This window comes from Neolewinella aquimaris (assembly GCF_014197245.1).
GTDB classification, from domain to species: domain Bacteria; phylum Bacteroidota; class Bacteroidia; order Chitinophagales; family Saprospiraceae; genus Neolewinella; species Neolewinella aquimaris.
In genome coordinates this window covers 1,030,843-1,048,668 of record NZ_JACIFF010000001.1, presented here as the reverse complement: position 1 = coordinate 1,048,668, position 17,826 = coordinate 1,030,843, and the positions used below count along the sequence as shown (strand labels likewise).

14 protein-coding genes and 2 tRNA genes are annotated in these 17,826 nt (G+C 56.4%); 8 read left to right on the top strand and 8 right to left on the bottom strand.

Going from position 1 to position 17,826, the window contains the following annotated elements:
* Window positions 1-6 precede the first annotated feature (6 nt).
* Window positions 7-1,272: an N-acetylmuramoyl-L-alanine amidase gene (locus tag GGR28_RS18870; RefSeq protein WP_221233785.1), complete on the top strand. Its 1,266-nt coding sequence runs from the start codon at window positions 7-9 to the stop codon at window positions 1,270-1,272.
* A gap of 59 nt (window positions 1,273-1,331) precedes the next feature.
* Here the strand turns inward: GGR28_RS18870 and GGR28_RS04185 are convergent, their stop codons facing one another.
* Window positions 1,332-1,646, bottom strand: coding sequence for a DUF4286 family protein (locus tag GGR28_RS04185; RefSeq protein WP_183494445.1), 315 nt, complete (start codon window positions 1,644-1,646; stop codon window positions 1,332-1,334).
* Window positions 1,646-2,962, bottom strand: a complete 1,317-nt coding sequence (gene murA, locus GGR28_RS04180) for a UDP-N-acetylglucosamine 1-carboxyvinyltransferase (RefSeq protein WP_183494444.1) — start codon at window positions 2,960-2,962, stop codon at window positions 1,646-1,648. Before murA ends, GGR28_RS04185 begins: the two co-directional genes overlap by 1 nt.
* A gap of 128 nt (window positions 2,963-3,090) precedes the next feature.
* On the opposite strand from murA, the gene GGR28_RS04175 reads away from it, so the two are divergent.
* The gene (locus GGR28_RS04175; RefSeq protein WP_246416211.1) at window positions 3,091-4,812 is read left to right on the top strand and encodes an amidohydrolase; all 1,722 of its coding nucleotides are present in this window, start codon (window positions 3,091-3,093) and stop codon (window positions 4,810-4,812) included.
* 77 nt (window positions 4,813-4,889) lie between these two features.
* On the opposite strand, the gene GGR28_RS04170 is transcribed toward GGR28_RS04175, so the two are convergent.
* On the bottom strand, window positions 4,890-6,221 hold the full coding sequence (locus GGR28_RS04170; protein WP_183494443.1) for a glycosyltransferase: 1,332 nt from the start codon (window positions 6,219-6,221) through the stop codon (window positions 4,890-4,892).
* Window positions 6,222-6,535: 314 nt separating this feature from the next.
* Between GGR28_RS04170 and GGR28_RS04165 the strand changes: the two genes are divergently transcribed.
* Window positions 6,536-9,106, top strand: a complete 2,571-nt coding sequence (locus tag GGR28_RS04165) for a T9SS type A sorting domain-containing protein (protein ID WP_183494442.1) — start codon at window positions 6,536-6,538, stop codon at window positions 9,104-9,106.
* Here GGR28_RS04165 and GGR28_RS04160 read toward each other — a convergent pair.
* The gene (locus GGR28_RS04160; RefSeq protein WP_183494441.1) at window positions 9,103-10,128 is read right to left on the bottom strand and encodes an NAD-dependent epimerase/dehydratase family protein; all 1,026 of its coding nucleotides are present in this window, start codon (window positions 10,126-10,128) and stop codon (window positions 9,103-9,105) included. The genes GGR28_RS04165 and GGR28_RS04160 overlap by 4 nt on opposite strands.
* Before the next feature lie 2 nt (window positions 10,129-10,130).
* Entirely contained in the window at window positions 10,131-11,663 is a 1,533-nt protein-coding gene (gene amaB / locus GGR28_RS04155) for an L-piperidine-6-carboxylate dehydrogenase (RefSeq protein ID WP_183494440.1), read from the bottom strand.
* 122 nt (window positions 11,664-11,785) lie between these two features.
* On the opposite strand from amaB, the gene msrB reads away from it, so the two are divergent.
* The 4 genes from msrB (at window position 11,786) to GGR28_RS19175 (ending at window position 14,977) form a co-directional block, all read left to right on the top strand.
* Window positions 11,786-12,334 carry a peptide-methionine (R)-S-oxide reductase MsrB gene (gene msrB, locus GGR28_RS04150; RefSeq protein WP_183494439.1) on the top strand — a complete coding sequence of 183 codons (549 nt, stop codon included), beginning with the start codon at window positions 11,786-11,788 and terminating at the stop codon, window positions 12,332-12,334.
* Between the two features lie 41 nt (window positions 12,335-12,375).
* Window positions 12,376-12,447 (top strand) — tRNA-Arg (locus tag GGR28_RS04145).
* A gap of 310 nt (window positions 12,448-12,757) precedes the next feature.
* Window positions 12,758-13,747: a T9SS type A sorting domain-containing protein gene (locus tag GGR28_RS04140; RefSeq protein ID WP_183494438.1), complete on the top strand. Its 990-nt coding sequence runs from the start codon at window positions 12,758-12,760 to the stop codon at window positions 13,745-13,747.
* A 471-nt stretch (window positions 13,748-14,218) separates the two neighbouring features.
* Window positions 14,219-14,977 (top strand): T9SS type A sorting domain-containing protein, encoded by a 759-nt coding sequence (locus tag GGR28_RS19175; protein WP_183494437.1) that lies wholly within the window; start codon window positions 14,219-14,221, stop codon window positions 14,975-14,977.
* 84 nt (window positions 14,978-15,061) lie between these two features.
* On the opposite strand, the gene GGR28_RS04130 is transcribed toward GGR28_RS19175, so the two are convergent.
* Window positions 15,062-15,769 (bottom strand): hypothetical protein, encoded by a 708-nt coding sequence (locus GGR28_RS04130; protein WP_221233784.1) that lies wholly within the window; start codon window positions 15,767-15,769, stop codon window positions 15,062-15,064.
* A 104-nt stretch (window positions 15,770-15,873) separates the two neighbouring features.
* Between GGR28_RS04130 and GGR28_RS04125 the strand changes: the two genes are divergently transcribed.
* The gene (locus tag GGR28_RS04125) at window positions 15,874-16,257 is read left to right on the top strand and encodes a hypothetical protein (protein WP_183494436.1); all 384 of its coding nucleotides are present in this window, start codon (window positions 15,874-15,876) and stop codon (window positions 16,255-16,257) included.
* Here GGR28_RS04125 and GGR28_RS04120 read toward each other — a convergent pair.
* Window positions 16,226-17,719, bottom strand: a complete 1,494-nt coding sequence (locus GGR28_RS04120; protein ID WP_183494435.1) for a hypothetical protein — start codon at window positions 17,717-17,719, stop codon at window positions 16,226-16,228. The genes GGR28_RS04125 and GGR28_RS04120 overlap by 32 nt on opposite strands.
* Window positions 17,684-17,759: transfer RNA gene (locus tag GGR28_RS04115), tRNA-Gly, on the bottom strand. The genes GGR28_RS04120 and GGR28_RS04115 overlap by 36 nt, the downstream gene beginning before the upstream one ends.
* Window positions 17,760-17,826: the final 67 nt, after the last annotated feature.

Below are 17,826 nucleotides of genomic sequence, written 5' to 3'. Positions count from 1 at the left end.
GACTGGATGACCTTGCCGTACCGACTTATTTGGATCCTCTTGCTCACCTTCGGTTCCACCCTGCACGCCGAGCACGTGATGGTGGAAGTGCAACGGGGTGATGGCATCTATTCCCTGTTGCGCCGTTACCACCTCATCGAGTACGCCTGTAACATCGACGAATTCAAACGCCTGAACCGCCTTAGTACCAACAGCAAACTGCTGGTCGGACGGCTCTACCGCCTCCCGGTAGAGATCTATTCGTACGACGGCACCAGCATCCGCAGCACCACCGGCAACGACAGCTGGGAGCGCGCGGTGGCCATCAAGGAATACAACGAACTCCTGCTCCAGGAAAACCTGCGGGAGCGCGACTACCGCAAGGACCGGGTGCTCTACCTGCCCTACCACATCGACCACTGCGCAGGACCGGCCTCGGGCTCCAATCAACCCGAGATCGTGAACCTCGGAGAGAACGCCGGCAGCGAGGAAGAACTGGATCGCGTAAAGGACCGCCGCCAGGACCGCGATCCCATCGCCGTACCGGAGCAAGTCACTACCGCCGGCCCGCGGACCTTCAGCATCTTCGGCCCCGCCCACGCCGAAGTGCCTTTGATCGATCGGGCCCTTGCCGGAAAGATTTACTACATCGTCGCCGGACACGGCGGTCCCGATCCCGGCGCCATCGGACGGCGCAACGGTCACCTGCTGGCCGAAGACGAATACGCCTACGACGTAGCCCTGCGCCTCTGCCGAAACATTCTCGAGCACGGAGGTACCCCGTACATGATCGTGCGCGACGAAAACGACGGTATTCGCGACGACACTTACCTCACCCCCGATCGCGATGAAACCGTCTGGGGGGGAGCCTCCCTGCCGCGCAATCAAAAACTTCGCTTGTTCCAGCGCTCCGACATCATCAACGCACTGTACGAGGAGAACCTGGCCAAGGGGATCATCGACCAGACCATGATTGCCATCCACATCGACAGCCGCCACCGGGGACAGCAGATCGATGTATTTCTCTATTATCCGGAAGGAGACCTGATCGGAGCCAACCGCGCCGATAAAATCCACCGCACCCTGCGCGCCAAGTACGACCAGTACCGGCCGGGACGTGGCTACGAAGGCTCCGTGAGTGAACGGGACCTGCACATGCTACGGGAAACCAAACCGAGCGGCGTCTACATCGAACTGGCTAACATCGCGAACGCCAGCGACCAGCAGCGGATCGTGCGGTACCAGAACCGGCAGTTGCTGGCGGACTGGTTGTTGCTGGGGTTGATGGACTAGAAGGGAATAAGGGATTGAAGGGGAGAAGGGATTGAGGGATTGAGGGGGAGAAGGATTGATTAGTGCCCGTGATCGATGACGTCGAGGAGGGAGCGGAAGGTCACGAAGTTGCCCTTGTAGCGGAGGTCGTGCAGTTGCTGGTGGTCGTAGGCGAACTTTTCCTGGTAGATGTCGAAGGCCGGCCGCGAGGAGATGGTGAACTGAAGGGCGTAGGTGAAGCCGTCTGATTCATCTACGCCAAGTAGGCGGCTGAACTTGTAGTCGTCGAAGACGCCGCTTTCCATGACGTAGGGGATGTACGACTGTTGCATCCAGCCGATCCACTCATCGTGAATGTGGTGATCGACCTTGTTGGTGATGTTGTATAGCAGCATTAGTCTTCCCTTGTGATTTGCGCACCCAGCGCCCGCAGCCTGGTGTCGATGTTCTGGTACCCGCGGTCGATCTGGTAAATGTTGTCGATCCGGCTGGTGCCTTCGGCCGATAGGGCGGCGATGAGGAGGCTGACGCCGGCCCGGATATCGGGGCTCGTCATGCGAATACCGCGCAGGGGTGTTCTGCGATCCAGGCCAATTACGGTGGCCCGGTGGGGATCGCAGAGAATGATCTGAGCTCCCATATCGATCAGCTTGTCCACGAAGAACAGCCGGCTCTCAAACATCTTCTGGTGGAAAAGTACGGATCCCCGGGCCTGAATGGCCGTGACCAGCGCGATGCTCATCAGGTCGGGCGTGAAACCGGGCCAGGGCGCATCGTAAATGGTGAGGATGCCGCCATCGAGGAAGTTTTGTACCTCGTAATTGTCCTGCGGTGGGATGCGAATATCGTCTCCCAGGTACTCCAGTTCGATGCCGAGCTTCTCGAAGGTGCGGGGAATGACGCCGAGCTTATCCAGGCGTACATCCTTGATGGTGATGTCGCTCTGGGTGATGGCCGCCAGTCCGATGAAGCTCCCAACCTCGATCATATCCGGAAGCATCCGGTGTTCGCAACCGCCGAGGCGGGTTACGCCCTGCACCTTGAGCAAATTAGAGCCGATGCCCTCGATCTTTGCCCCCATCGAATTAAGCATCTGGGCGAGCTGCTGCAGGTAGGGTTCGCAGGCGGCGTTGTAAATGGTCGTCTCCCCTTCGGCCAGCACGGCGGCCATCAGGACGTTGGCGGTGCCGGTTACGCTGATCTCCTCCATGTGGATGAAGGTTCCCTTCAGGCCGTCCGTCTCGAAGGCGTAGATGTTCCTCTCGCTGTCGTAGTTGAAGTCAGCCCCCAGGGCCTGGAGCCCGAGCAAGTGGGTATCGAGGCGGCGGCGGCCGATCTTGTCTCCCCCCGGTTTCGGCAGACTGGCGCGACCGTAGCGGTTAAGCAGGGGCGCGATCAGCATCACCGATCCCCGGATGCGCTGGGCGTCGCGGACGTATTCGGCGCTCAGTACGTAATCGAGGTCGATATTTTTGGCCGTGATCCGTACGCTGTGGCGGTCGGTGCGGTCGACTTCGGCGCCGAGTCCCCGGATCAGGCTCAGCAGCTTGTTTACGTCTTCGATGTCCGGGAGGTTGGTGACGACCACTGTTTCTTCCGTTAGCAGCGTCGCACTCAGGATCTGTAGTGCCTCATTCTTTGCTCCCTGGGGGGTGATTTCTCCGGAGAGGCGGTGGCCCCCCTCCACGATAAATGTTCCGTTCTTATTCATTGGCGGCAAGGTAAGGAAGGTTGCAGAAGTTGTTGCGGGGTCGCGGGTGCAGCGCAGGTTGGAATAGCAATGTGATTTGGTTGGCTACCTTTAGCCCGATCACGCGCCCCTTACCAATTCGCTCGTTTATGAAGCTGTCCATTTACTTTTCTCCTGCTGTATTGATGCTCGTAGTCTGCCTGTGTTCCTGTAATGGCAGCAACGATACGGAGGCAGACGAAGCGGCATTGCTGGTGTACAACGCCGAGATCTGGGCCGGCCAAAACCTTGAGCCGGCCAGTGCCATGCTCGTCGGTGCGGATGGAGTTATTCTGGAGGTAGGTACCGATACTTCCGCCTGGTCGGGAAAAATAAACAGCACTACCGAACGCGTCGATGCGCAAGGGCATTTTTTGATGCCCGGTTTTATCGAGGGGCACGCCCACTTCAGTGGTCTGGGCAGCAGCCTGAGGAACCTGAACTTCCTCCGTTCCCGCAGCTGGGAGGAGATCGTGGCCATGGTTGCCGAGCGGGCGGAGGAGACGCCGGAAGGAGACTGGATCACCGGCCGGGGCTGGCACCAGGAAAAGTGGGACCAACCCCACGATCACAGCATCGGCGGGTATCCCGTTCACGATGCGCTCAGCGAAATGACCCAGCAGAATCCCGTCGTCCTGCGCCACGCCAGTGGCCACGCCTTATTTGCCAACGGTGCAGCGATGAAACTGGCCGGCGTATCCCGGGAAACACCCGACCCCCGCGGCGGCCGCGTACTGCGTGATGAGCTTGGAGATCCCACCGGCGTATTCGAGGAGCGGGCCATGGACCTGATCACCGATGCCTACCAAAACTTCGTACAGACCATGAGCCCTGAATCCCGTAAGGAGGAATGGCTGGCCGGCATCCGCGCCGCGGAGGAGGAGTGTTTGCGTAACGGCATCACCTCCTTTCAGGACGCGGGCACCAAGTTCCGGGAAGTCGAATGGTACAAAGAACTGGATGCTGCGGATAGTCTGCGCCTCAACCTCTGGGTCATGCTACGCCACTCCTACGACGAGATGGCGGGCAACATGGCCGGTCTGCCCCACTACGGCAACCGCTTCGAATGCTCGGCCATCAAGAGCGAACTCGACGGTGCCCTCGGCAGCTACGGCGCGTGGCTGATCGAGCCCTACTTCGATAACCCCGGCTTCACGGGGCAGAATACGACCGAAGTAGCCACCGTCGACAGCATCGCCCAGCTGGCCCTTGCCAACGACATGCAATTGTGCGTCCACGCCATCGGCGATCGCGCGAATCAAGAAACCCTGGACCTTATGGCCCGCTACGTCAATCCGGACGACGACCGCCGCTGGCGCATCGAGCACGCCCAGCACCTTCACCCCGACGACATTTCCCGCTTCGCCGAACTCGGGGTCATCGCGGCAATGCAGGGCATACACTGTACTTCCGATGCCCTCTTCGCCGAAACCCGCCTCGGTACCGAACGGGCCCGGGGGGGTGCCTACCCCTGGCGCAGTCTGCTTGATGCCGGAGCGGTCATCGTCAACGGCACCGACGCGCCGGTGGAGGACATCAACCCCATCGAATCGTTCTACGCAAGCGTCACCCGTGCGCGAGCGGACGGTAAAGCCGTCTTCTTCCCCGAGCAGTCTATGACCCGTGAAGAAGCGCTCCACAGCTACACCGCCGCACCGGCCTACGCCGCCTTCCAGGAAGACGAGCGCGGCACGCTAGCACCGGGCATGCAGGCGGATTTCGTGCTGCTCTCCCGCAATCTGCTCACCTGCAGTGATGATGAGATCTTAGGCACTGAGGTTCTGGCTACTTACGTGCAGGGGAACCGGTATACCGCTGCCTCCCGGCAGTAGAACGCTGCCTCCGGCAGCGAAAGTACAAGGCTGCCTCCGGCAGCGCGGTACGACGCAACTTGCAGTTGCAAGTGGTTTTACTCCGCTGCCGGAGGCAGCTTCGTCCTTCCGCTGCCGGAGGCAGCGTTGTACCGCGCTGCCGGGAGGCAGCCTTGTACCAGTGCGGCGGCGTAATTATCCCAGCTCATCTCCTTCGTGGTTTCCCGAATATTCTCGCGGGGGATGGGGGAGTCGATCATGCGGGCCATTTGTCGGGCCATGTCGTCGGTGTCGTCGGGCTTGGCGAGGTAGCCGTTGTAGCCGTCCTTGATGGTTTCGGGGAAGTGTCCCACCCGGGTGGCGACGGCGGGGAGTTGGAAATTGTAGCTGATGCTTTCGACGCCCGATGGCGTGGCGTAGGAGTAGAACAGGACTACGGCGTCGCTGGCCTGGAAGTACTTGTGAACCTCCTCATTGGCAACAAACTCGTTTTTGACCATCACCCGATCGCGAATGCCGAGGGTCTCGAGGAGATCCAGTGGGCGGTACGCTCTTTCGTCATCGGCTTTCGAGAGGAACAATTTCTTGGCCAGGCCGAAAGTGGCGTTCTTGAGTTTCGTGGTGAATTTATCCGCCTTGAGGGTATCCCAGAACGATTCGCCGCAGATGATCAGGCTTACATCGTCGCGCTGTTTCGCTAGTTTAGCGAACGCTTTGATGGCGTTGTGCAGTCCCTTGTACTTGCGGATGAAGCCGAAGAACAGAAAAACGTGTTCCCGCAGGCCATGCTTTTCCTTGAATGCTGCTACGTCGAAATCTGCCCGTGGTGCGAAGAGTTCGTAGATCGGGTGGTAGAGCTTGATGACGGTGGTCGTTCCCTGCTCCCGCGTCCCCGCCTCATTTACGGACAGCGCACGCTTGGGGAAGAGCTCCCGGAGCTCGTCTACCGTCTTGTAGGCGTGGGCGATGAAGGTGTCGGCCGGTGAGATGCCGTAGCGCGTGAAGCGCCGGTCGAGGGTGCTGTTTTCCTTCTGAATGACGAAGTGCAGGTCGAAGACCACCTCGATCTCGGGGTGCCGTTTAAGCTTGCGGGCGATGTAACCCATGGGCAGGCCCTGGATGGCGATGGCCCACTGAAAGACCACCTTATCGGGTTTCAGGTCCACGATCCGGCGGTAGGTTTCCTGCCAGCTCAGCGGATTATTGTAGTTGGTGAGGTAATGCACCTTGATGTCCGTGCCCTCCAGCAGGTCCACCTTGCTGGTCTTGTCGACAAACTCCCGCGGCACGATGGCCGGGTACTGCTGCGTCCAGCTCACGATGTGCACGTCGCAGTCGCCCCGCCGGTCCAGGGCCTTGGCCAGGGAGGTATTGTAATTGGAGATGCCGCCCTTGAATTTTGGGCCGGGGCCGAAGCAGATGATGGTCAATGGGGGAAGTACTTTAAGCTTGACGTGTTAGGGCGGCGGAGCGCGGGAGCAAAGGTAATCGGCCGGAATTTAGCATTCTTGAACAGAATTTTGCCGACAATGGGGGAAAATTCACCCCTGGATGATGATATATTAAGTGACTGATTACCAGTTGGTAGTGATGGCTGTTGTGGTTTGTGACAGCGAGTTTTTGTGTTTTTAGGTCACCAGAAATCAATTCTTTGTCCAGAGGAATGTCGATTCTCGAATCATAGTTTAAGGTATTGACTACCGCGTCATCCGGATACTGGAAACCGGATTAAAGACTGAATGCTATGAGAACACTTTTTACTATCACCGTTGCATTTTCTACCTTTTTCCTGCTATCGGCCCAGGCAGACTTGCCTTTTTCGGATGATTTCGAACTTGGTCTGATTGATTCTACAGTTTACCTGATTGAACCCAATTTGGAAGGGGAGAATGGGGTAATTATTGTGGGTCAGGGTAGCTATATAGGTGCGGGGCAGTTTGGGCTAGCGATTGGAAAGCGTGGTGATTCCCCTGGAAACTTTACCAGGAATGGATTTGGTATTAGACTCAATCTGCTGAACAAGCAGGACGTCTTGCTGAAATTCAGAATAAGGGATTTCGGGGAGGAAACGCATCCGCAGGATGGGATTTACTTCAGTGACGATGGTGGAGCTACGTACACCAAGGTGTGGGATTTTAAGGCACAACTGTGGTGCGATCAATATGGTGTTCATCCTCCCCTGAACGTTAGCAAGTTAGCGAGGGAAAACAACCTTACGCTGAATAACAATTTTGTTATTCGCTTTCAACAATACGACGATGCAGATTTCTCCAGCGGTAGATATTCAGGCGACGGCGACGGCTTTGCGCTTGACGATATTGAGGTAATTGAAGCCAATACCGAATACGCTACGCTGCCGTTTTCGGATGATTTCGAATTGCCGAACCTACAGGCGTGGTGGAAGATTCCCGCCGTTGTGGAAACGGTGCTTCCATTCGAAGATGCCGCTCTCCCCTCAGTGGTTGCTGGCCTTCACGTCAATAGTGGGGTAGACAATTCTCCCAGCCTTCTACTAGGCAAACGGTGCGATCAGGCTACAATCTTTACCTCTGCCGCGGCGGACCTACACCTCAATCTCGCCGATAAAAAAGATGTAATACTGGACTTTTACATCAATAATTTTCGGGATGAAACCCATATTCCTGACGGTTTATACCTGAGCACGGATGGTGGAAATTCATTTTCGAAAATATGGTCCTTCGATCCTAGTACCTGGTGTGTCGGTATGGGCCACCATCCTCCGCTAAACCTGTCTCGGCTAGCAAAATCGGTCGGGCTTAGTTTGACCGATAAAACAGTAGTTCGCTTCCAGCAATTTGACGATGCTGATTTCAGTGAAGGTCGCTACGTTGGTGAGGGAGACGGATTCGCGCTCGATAACATTCAGGTGTATGAACTGTCCCGCACCTACGCTACGGTGCCATTTACTGCCGACTTCGAGGACGGTACTATGGGTGAATCCGTAGCTTGGAGCAATCCGGATTCGACCGCGCTCCCCTTTACGGGATTTGTAAACCCGAATGCTCGGTTTCACGTCTCGCAGGGGAATGGCAGGAACGGCTCGTTTGGTGTTTTACTAGGCAAACGCTGCGACCAGTCTACCACTTATTCTGCAAATGGATTAGACGTTTATCTCAATTTAAGTGGTCGGGACAAGGTGTACTTAGATTTTTACATTAATGACTTTGCCGATGAAACCGATATTGGGGATGGAATCTACTTCAGCGACAACGCAGGGGAGTCGTTCGTTAAAGTTTGGAATTTTGATCCGGAAAATTGGTGTGCCGGATACGGCTATCACCCACCGCTCGACGTTGGTTCCTTAGCCGCAGAAGCCGGATTAGCGCTTTCGGATAGTTTTATTATCCGCTTCCAGCAGGTAGACAACGCAGATTTCAGCGGCGGAAGGTATACCGGTGAATCGGATGGGTTTGCAATAGACGAAATAAAGGTTTATGAGCCATCCAATACGTACCAAAGACCTCCCATTGATTACGACTTTGAGGACGAAGTTTTCCCGGCCTGGATGCGTCTCGCGGCAGGTATGACCAAAGCACAGTCCATTGAAGCCGGTTTAATTCGACCTACCGTCCGTTTAGAATATTACGAGGGTACCGGCCCCGGAGACTCATTTCGGTACTTACTCGGAAAACGCTGTGATGAAGCAAAGGTGTACAACACAACTGGCATCGACATTCTACTCGATCTCAATCCTCAAGAGTACGATTCCGTAGTTTTTTCCTTCGATTTGCTTAATTCACTAGAAGAAATTGATGAAGAGGACGGGGTTTTGCTCAGCGTAGATGGAGGCTCCTCTTTCGTAATGGTCAAAAACTTCGACACCGGTACTCGCAGAAGAATCTCGCTGAACCTATCCGATCTTGCGGATAGTCTCGGAATTAGTCTGACTAGTACGACAATCGTTCGAATACAACAGTACGACGACGCTGATTTTAGTCAAGGGCGGTACGTAGGTGAGGGTGACGGGATCAGCGTCGACAATATATCGGTCTCGGCGGTCGAGGGATCGCCGAATTCATTGGCGGCCGGCCCCGGGGTGCTTAATTTGGCTTTCAGTCCTAATCCGGCGCGTACGGAAATACGCATTGATGCACCACTGTACCACAATTTGTCCCCCCTCGCAAGATATACGCTGTTGGATGTAAACGGACGTCTTCTGCGTCAGGGCCTACTACAGGAGCTAGGCGAGGGTAGGGTAGATATAAGTGCACTCAGGGCTGGCTTGTACGTTTTCAAATTGAGCGACACTCGTACGAGTACTTTATACATCGCAAAATTCGTTAAACAACCCTAACCCTTCTGCGCCTCCAGCACCCGCTCCATTCCCTCCCTCACGGAAATGCCGGCCCGCCAGCCCATGGCGTGGACCTTATCCATGTTGGAGTAACGACTGAACACGCCGACGGGCTTGTCCAGTAGCTGTTTGATCTCGGGCTGGTAGCCTTCGATGTCGCACATGGTGTGGATGATGTCGATGAAGGAGAGCAGTTCGCCGCGGCCGATGTTGATGGCGGAGCCGTCCGTGACGCGCTCCATGGCGAAGAAAATGCAGTCGAGCACGTCGTCGATGTGGACGAAGTCGCGGCCCTGGCGACCGGTGCCCCAGACCTCGACGGGATCCTCGCGCCGGGCAATGCGGGCGGCAATGGCCGGGATGGGGTAGGATTGGTCCTGATCCTCGCCGTAGCCGGAAAAGGGGCGAATGCAGGTCACCTTTAGGTCGTAGTGCTCGGCCGCCACCTTGGCCAGAAACTCACCGGTGAGCTTCGACCAGCCGTAGGTCATGTCCGGTTCACCCATCTTTTTGAAGTTGATGTCGGATTCGGCGAGCGCGATGGCGTCGCCCTCGGTCTGCAGGTCGATGGGGTAGGCCGCCGAACTGGAAGGGTAGAGGGTGCGCTCCGGACGGTGGCGGGTGATCCAGTAGAAAAACTCGGCGTCGATGCTCAGGTCCAGGGCCACCTTCATGGGATCCCCCTCGATGGTGGAGCGACCACCGACGATCGCGGCGAAGTGAAAGACGTCCGCAAAGCGCTCGAAATTAGGAGCATACTGCTTCGTGATGAAACCGGGATCGTCGATGATGTCACGCAGGAACTTGCGGAAGTCCTGGTGTAAAAACAGCAGCCTCCCTTCACCGAATACCTCCAAGTCGCCATCCTTGCGCTGTGGCTGTTGGTGCAGCCAGGTGGAGGGATGGGTGCCGACGCTAAGGTTATCGACGAAGATGATGGTATCGGCCGTGGTTTGGTACAACCGTTTGACCATGTTGCGGCCTACGAAACCGCAGCCACCGGAAACCAGGTGAAAACGCATAATTAGATGGGTTGCAGGTCGAAGGTAATGCCCTGAGCAAGCGGGAGTTCGGTAGAGTAATTGATGGTATTGGTCTGCCGGCGCATGTACGCCTTCCAGCTATCGGAGCCGGATTCACGACCGCCCCCGGTCTCTTTTTCGCCGCCGAATGCACCACCGATCTCGGCCCCGCTGGTGCCGATGTTGACGTTGGCGATTCCGCAGTCGCTACCGGCCGCGCTCAGGAAGCGCTCGCTTTCCCGCATGTTGGTGGTCATGATGGCCGAAGAGAGGCCCTGGGGGACGCTGTTCTGGATATCGATCGCCTCCTGTAGGTCGCTGTACTTCATCATATAGAGGATGGGGGCGAACGTTTCCTTACGGGCCATCTCGCTATCCGGCTCGACTTCGGCGATGCACGGTTTGACGTAACAATCGGAACCCAGGTCGTCGATGCGGCCGCCCGCGACGATCAGATTGCCCCCTTCGTTCTTGATTCCTTCAATCGCCTTTAGGTAGGTATCTACGGCGTCGGTGTCGATCAGGGGACCTACGTGGTTGTTCTGGTCGAGCGGATCGCCGATCCTGAGCTGATCGTAGGCGCCGGCGAGTTTGTCGCGTACTTCATCGTAGCGACTTTCGTGGACGATCAGGCGACGGGTGCTGGTGCACCGCTGTCCGCAAGTGCCGACCGCGCCGAAGAGGGCACCGGTAAGCACCAGGTCCATATCGGCGGAGGGGGTAATGATGATGGCGTTGTTTCCGCCGAGCTCAAGCAGGGTCTTGCCGAGCCGGGCGGCTACGGTCTGGGCGACGATCTTGCCCATGCGGGTCGAACCGGTGGCGGAGATCAGGGGTACGCGTTCGTCCTTCGTCATCATTTCGCCGACGGTGTAGTCGCCGTTGATCAGGCTACTGATGCCTTCCGGCAGGTCGTTGTCCTTTGCTACTTTGGCCCAGATGTTTTGGCAGGCGACGCCGCAGAGGGGCGTTTTTTCACTGGGTTTCCACACCGTCACGTCGCCGCAGACGATGGCGATCATGGCGTTCCAGCTCCAGACCGCCACGGGAAAGTTAAAGGCGGAGATGATGCCGACGATGCCCAGCGGGTGGTACTGTTCGTACATGCGGTGGAGGGGCCGTTCGGAGTGCATGGTGAGGCCGTAGAGCTGGCGGCTCAGCCCGACGGCGAAGTCGCAGATATCGATCATCTCCTGTACTTCGCCCCATCCTTCCTGGAGGCTTTTGCCCATTTCGTAGCTCACGAGGCGGCCGAGGGCGTCCTTATTAGCCCGCAGGGCGTCGCCATATTGCCGCACGATCTCTCCGCGCTGGGGTGCGGGCACGGTGCGCCAGTACTGAAACGCCTCCTGAGCCTTCGCGATGATCTGTTCGTACTGCTCGGGGGTGGTGACGCTGACCCGACCGATCTCGCTGCCGTCGACCGGGGAGCGGCTGACGAGGTGGGCATCCGGATTATGCATACCGGTCTGTCCGGTACTGCTGCCGTCGTTGTCGTCTTGTAGACCGAGGGTGTGTAGAAAATCTTTGTTCATGATCGTAGCTGGTTAGGAGCAGCGAAGGTAATACGCGCGGGGCATGTCCGGGTGTGGGATAGGCTGCCGGAGTGAACCGTGACCGGAGATTCGAGTGTTACCCTACTATAACCCCCTTACCTATGCGTTTTACCGCCCTCCTGGCCCTTCTCTTCGTTTTTGCTTGTAATTCCACTTCCCAATCTACCGTTGCGACCAGTGGGGATAGTGCGACTGCGGTTCCGGATATGCCGGACTACCGCTACGACCCGCCCGCCGAAGCGGGAGCGGTCGTTCCCATTGATACTCCGGATACCTACTGGAAGGAATTGCTGACCGATGAGGAGTACAACATTCTCCGGGAAGATGGTACCGAACGCAGTTTCACGAGTCCGCTCAACGACATAAAGGCTGCCGGCGTATTCGCCTGCCGCGCCTGTGGCCTGCCGCTGTTCGACAGCAGCACCAAGTTTGAATCCGGCACGGGGTGGCCTAGTTTTTATCAGCCCATCGACCCGGCCTACGTCACCGAGGAGTCGGATAATCGCTACGGCATGCAACGCACCGAGGTGAGTTGTGCGCGCTGTGGTGGTCACCAGGGGCACATCTTTCCCGACGGCCCCGCGCCTACCGGACTCCGGTACTGCATCAACGGTGCCGCGCTCAACTTCGTTCCGGAAGCCGATCTTTAGGCCTATATTTGCCGCCGCCCGGGAGGATATTCCCGGCGCACAGCCCCATAGTTCAAGGGATAGAACGTTGGTTTCCTAAACCGAAAATGCAAGTTCGAGTCTTGCTGGGGCTACTTCCTTCCATTTTGCTGCTGAATCGATCGAGCTAAGTGACCCGTGTCCTTCAGCTCTCGTTCACCCATGCCAAACGCCGATAGCGACCGCCCCAGGAATTGTGGCCGACGGTGGCAAACCTTGTCCCACGGATCAGTGCACTGCTCTACCCAAAAACACGTTTAAACCCCCGTGCAAATTATTTTTATTTAAAGTCATGGTGGTGTACAATAATCGATTAGCTTTATGTGGCTAAACGAACATGTCGTCACAGCAGGGTTGACGTCTGACTGTTGATGTGTTCGCTCGTATTACAACACTACTGAACACATGAGAAGATTTCTAACCGCCTGCAGCGTAGCGCTGCTAATTGGAGTGTCCCTTAATCTATCCGGACAAGCTCCTGCCGAATGTCAGTCCCCGCCCGCCGGCGGTGGTAACCACCCTAATGGGAACACCTACTTTTCGAGTGTGAAAGTGGATTTGACGGTCGGTGAGGTCGTGAGCAGCTGTATCAGATTGACGGGCACGAATACGAAGTTTCTGACATTTAATCCCGTCGCTTCCAGCGGAGAGGGAGCGCTCCTGGAGGTTATTACGGCTACCAGTACTACGACTTCACAACCCCAAAATATCACGGCTGATGGGGGTACTCAGGTAATCGAATTCTCCGGCAACAGCATAATATACGTGCAAATTACCGCTCTTGCAACGGGACAGGTTGGGTTTACTTACCAGAATGCAGGTGCTAATAGTCCCGGTAGAACGTTTAGTATATCGGGAGTCGCCGCCCCCGTCACCTGGACTAAGCCCCTAACCTACGCTACTACGGGCGACCAGATAGAGCTCAGCTGGTCGGTTGCCGATCAAGTCGACGTCCGGGGCTACGAACTCGAAGTTGACAACGGAACTGGGTTTGCTACCGCCGCATTCATCCCGTACCGTGAAAATGGCAGCCGGGAGGTTACTTATACCGCTACCCAGCCTCAATTGGAGACTGAAAGGTATTACCGGGTAAAGCAGGTGGACCACGCCGGTACGTATGATTACAGCAACATCGCTTTCATTCCGGGGCATTCCCAAACAGACGACGCCATTTCGGTCTATCCTAATCCAGCCACTGGTTCTGTGCAAATGTCCCTGCCCGATCGGGTAGAAACCGTAACCATACTGAGTGCGGCGGGGCAGTTGCTGAAATCGTATCCGGCCGCTACCGCCCGTGGCGGAATCGATCTGACTGAGTTCCCCGCGGGGGCGTATCTGCTGCGAGCCAGCGGACCTACAGACACGAAATCGAAGTACTTGATCATCCGACGCTAACCCAGCTAATGGAGACGTCTAGCATATCATTATAACTGTTTGAACCCCAGAAAAAAGCATATTATGGATTGTTCCGAATGTCCGGATCAACCCACCGCCGTACGCCAGGGTAAAACTAAAATGTTAAAGTTGTCAGTGGAACACAATAAAAAGATACCTTTAGTTGGAAGATAGGTGCACATTTGAGCTATCGCCGCGTATTAGCGGTATAGACGCACAAATTTCAACACACAAACCAAAGAACACATGAGGAATCTTTTACCTATTTGCGGCCTGATGCTGCTACTTTCTACATCCACCGTCGTCGCGCAATGTCCGGTTGGTACCCCCATATACACCAGCGGTAGGACTTTCGCAGAAAGTCTCCCGGCTACGCTCGATGCCGGAATTACCATAACTCGCTGCGTGACGGTCCCAGACAATGCTAGCTCTGGTGGAAATTTTGTAGTCAATTTATCCAATCCATCGACCGTGCAGGGCGATGTGCTTACGGTGAGCCAAGTCAAATCCGGAGGTAACCCACCCTTTATCAAATCCACAACATTTGGTGAAAACGCAACAACCGATTTCTTTGTATTTGAAAGGAACTCGATCAACTACGTTGAAATTACTGGTGAAGGAGCAGGAACGATAACCCATCAGTTTCAGGGAAAGAATGCTGGTAATTCAACCTCATCCAGAGCTCTCACCGTCCAAGGCTCCGTCGCCCCCGTCACCTGGACCAAACTCCTCACCTACGCCGCCGCCGGCGATGCCGTAGAACTACATTGGTCCGTAGCCGATCAGGTTGACGTAGAGGGATACGAAATCCAGAGAAGTACCGGAGAAACTTTTGAGACTATATCGTCAGTACCCTACCGCGAAAACGGTAGCCTCGAAGTAAACTACACCGCGCTTCTTGAGCAATCCGAAAGTGATGCCTACTACCGGGTGAAGCAACTCGATTACGCCGGCACCTTTGACTACAGCAATGTGATCTACGTACCGGGGCAGCAAAGCAAGACCGCCCTGGCCATTTTTCCCAACCCCGCCCGCGACTTCGTCCGCATGGCCGTACCCGAGCGCGTGAATACGGTACAATTGATCAGCGCCACCGGTCAGGTTATTCGTGACTACCCGGCCGCCGCCGCCCGTGACGGAATCGACGTAAGCGATCTCGTAAGCGGAATGTATTTGCTTCGCACGGACGACAGCAACTTCGCCCCCCAGCGGCTCATCGTCCAGAAATAATTACACTATCTCCTCGCAACAAAAAAGCGCCCCCGATCCAAGGATCGGGGGCGCTTTTTTGTGCACTGGATTTTCTTGCGGCACCTAGCGGTGCCCCCAGGTTTCGTAGATCGGGTCACCCTTACTGCTGAGGCCGGAGTGGTGCCACTCGTCGTCCACCACCTTATAATCGAAGCCCAGTTCAGCGCCTACCCGTTCCGGGTCACGGCTGAAGAACTCAATGCGCTCCACGTACTTATCGCCCTCGCTCGTGTAGCTTCCGCCACCTGTGCCCATAAACTCGGCGGTTTCGGTGTTAAAGGCGATCCACTGAAAGCGGGTGCCGGAAAGGATCTTCATCGTGTGGCGGGGTCCGGAGGTGTCTCGCTTACGTATTTCGCCGTCCTGCTTCCGGCCGGTGATCTCCCAGGCTCCGGCCAGGGGGCCGCTGCCGTCGTCCAATCGTTGCCAAGCCTTGTCGCCGTTGAAGACCAGCAGGCTGCCGTCGACCACGAAGGGCATGGCGACCGTTTTCCCCACGTTGTCCGGGGTGGAGGAATCGAACTCGTAGGTTACGTTAAAGCTGTCATCGGCTACTTCATACTTTCCCCCCAGGGTAGCAATGAAGTTCTTCTCCTCCTTGTTGTAGGCCGTCATCGAGAAGTACCCTTCCTCGATGATCATGCTCAGGGTATTGGTGGTGCCGTTTTCGTCGAGGAACGAAGATTCCCAGGCACCCTGTAGCGCTTCTTCGCTGGTCTGAGCGGTGAGAAAGACGGGACTTACAAGTAGTAAAAACAATATTAATTTCATAGTGGTAGTTTGAGTATAGCTAACGATGTCAGTATGTCCTTCGTTGTACCTTTGTAGGTAAACATAGCGGACGCGATTCAAGTTAGAAAAGTGAAACCTCTTCCATGGGACTAAGGAAAAAAGCGCGGCTTATCATTTATCGCTTCCGCGAACGCGGGCTGGAGGTATTTTTAACGCAGCAATCGGACGAATGGGGGCTACCCGGCGGTGATCTCAATGTCGATAACCCGGATCTGATCTCCCTCGAACCCGCCGAAGACCGCGAAGAGGCCGTTGCCGTAGAGGGCGACTGGCACGAAATCCCGAGCCTGAAGCAAATGCTCTACGAAGACGCCGGCGAGCTCAAAGGCTTGCTCAAAGAAATCGAAAGCGGCACCTTCCTCACCATCCGCGACGCACTCAAAAATCGCCTAAGCCCCGGCCAGGTCCAATTTCTCCGCGAACTGCTCGAAGTGGTTACGGATCGGAATTCGGTACGGGACATCTAAGTCGAAGTACTCCCGACCGGTACAGCTTTTCCGCCAATACGTTGCACCCGCGCTCCGCCGCCCCGATACTGTCACGTCTGATGGTCTGCCGCGTACTTTCCCGGGTCGTCACGTCGTAGATGAGCACGTGATCCGCGCCACTTCCGACCTTCTTCACCCACTCTTTGCTCGTTTGCGGATGGATGCGTCGGTAGTATTCCACGACCGGCACCGCATCGGGGTGTAGGGTATACGCTCCCGCGGTCCGCGCAATTTCCGCGAGTTTCCTGCCGTCGCTAAACCGAACCGGTTCGTAAAAGCTCCGGTAGATGTTGGTGCCCCCGAGTACGGCGACCGTCAGCAACAGCGCGACTGGCCTTGCTTTACCCAGTGAAGCATAAACGCTGCGCGCACTCAGGGCCGTAAAGAGCCACACTCCCGGAAGGGCGAAGAGCAGCAGGCGATCGATCAAACTATACAACCTCAGGGTAGAAGCTCCCATGGCGACCAGCAGGGGCAGAAGCAACCATAGCCGTCGCGTAGGCAACCTCAACATTCCGGTCACCAACAATGCCCCGCCCCATACCAGGGCCACCACCGTAAAGCCGTAGCTCAGGCGCAGCATCCGGAAGATGATTCGACCCGTCTGTAGCAATTCCTCCCAGCTAGTTGCGAGGGGGAAAAAGTATTCCGCATGGAAGGAATTTAGGTACCCACTCCCCACTGATGGCCGCAGCACGGTAAAGTAGAGGCCAGCAAAAGAAAGCAGCCACGCTCCAATTGCGAGGGAATAGCGCCAATCCGTGCGTAGTCGTAGCAGTCCAACCGCCGCCAGCACGAAAACCGACGGCAAAGACAGCCAGGGTGCGATCGTTCCGATCACCGTCCACCGCCACACTTCCTTCCTTTGGCGGGGTCGCAGGCGCAGTGCAATCAGAAGTGCAGCAATGCCCAGGTCGAGGCCGTAGGGTTTGATCTCTCCGACGTAGCGCAGGACGGTTGGGTTAACGAACAGGAAAGCAAGCGGCAGCAGTACCCAGGGGCCGAGGTCGAGGTAGCGCCCACTTTTATAGAGGCCGTACACGGCCAGTAAGCCTCCCAAAAAAGCCGGAATGCGTAGGGGGATTTCAGCGTAGCCGAACACGTCTCCCAGGAACTTGCCCGCCATTAGGTAGAGGGGTGGGGCATACTGGTCGTGATCGAGGGGCGCAAAGAGTGCGGCGTATCCGCGATCGTATAAGTTGCGGGCTACGTTGGCCTCGTCGATGAAGAGCGGCCGGCCGTAGAGCAGGTTGATGGTCCACAACGACAGACCGGCAGCGATCAGGACGAATAGCGCTAATTGGGTGCCGGTAGGTTTGATCGCGGAGGAGGTGGCTGGTGTGGACGCAAAGGTAGTAAACGACGAAAGCCGCTCTCCCGGGGGAAAGCGGCTTTGTCGCGAGTTTGGAGCGGATGACCAGGTTCGAACCGGCGACCTCAACCTTGGCAAGGTTGCGCTCTACCAACTGAGCTACATCCGCGTCTGCTGGCTGCTCAGCCATGCTTTATTGCTAAAGCGCTGCAAATATACGTACACCAAAATTTGTC

What these genes read in the sequence shown, in the direction of transcription:
- GGR28_RS18870 (WP_221233785.1), top strand. Translation starts at nt 7, where the DNA reads ATGACCTTGCCGTACCGACTTATTTGGATCCTCTTGCTCACCTTCGGT.
- GGR28_RS04185 (WP_183494445.1), bottom strand. Translation starts at nt 1,646, where the DNA reads ATGCTGCTATACAACATCACCAACAAGGTCGATCACCACATTCACGAT.
- murA (WP_183494444.1), bottom strand. Translation starts at nt 2,962, where the DNA reads ATGAATAAGAACGGAACATTTATCGTGGAGGGGGGCCACCGCCTCTCC.
- GGR28_RS04175 (WP_246416211.1), top strand. Translation starts at nt 3,091, where the DNA reads ATGAAGCTGTCCATTTACTTTTCTCCTGCTGTATTGATGCTCGTAGTC.
- GGR28_RS04165 (WP_183494442.1), top strand. Translation starts at nt 6,536, where the DNA reads ATGAGAACACTTTTTACTATCACCGTTGCATTTTCTACCTTTTTCCTG.
- GGR28_RS04160 (WP_183494441.1), bottom strand. Translation starts at nt 10,128, where the DNA reads ATGCGTTTTCACCTGGTTTCCGGTGGCTGCGGTTTCGTAGGCCGCAAC.
- amaB (WP_183494440.1), bottom strand. Translation starts at nt 11,663, where the DNA reads ATGAACAAAGATTTTCTACACACCCTCGGTCTACAAGACGACAACGAC.
- msrB (WP_183494439.1), top strand. Translation starts at nt 11,786, where the DNA reads ATGCGTTTTACCGCCCTCCTGGCCCTTCTCTTCGTTTTTGCTTGTAAT.
- GGR28_RS04140 (WP_183494438.1), top strand. Translation starts at nt 12,758, where the DNA reads ATGAGAAGATTTCTAACCGCCTGCAGCGTAGCGCTGCTAATTGGAGTG.
- GGR28_RS04130 (WP_221233784.1), bottom strand. Translation starts at nt 15,769, where the DNA reads ATGAAATTAATATTGTTTTTACTACTTGTAAGTCCCGTCTTTCTCACC.
- GGR28_RS04125 (WP_183494436.1), top strand. Translation starts at nt 15,874, where the DNA reads ATGGGACTAAGGAAAAAAGCGCGGCTTATCATTTATCGCTTCCGCGAA.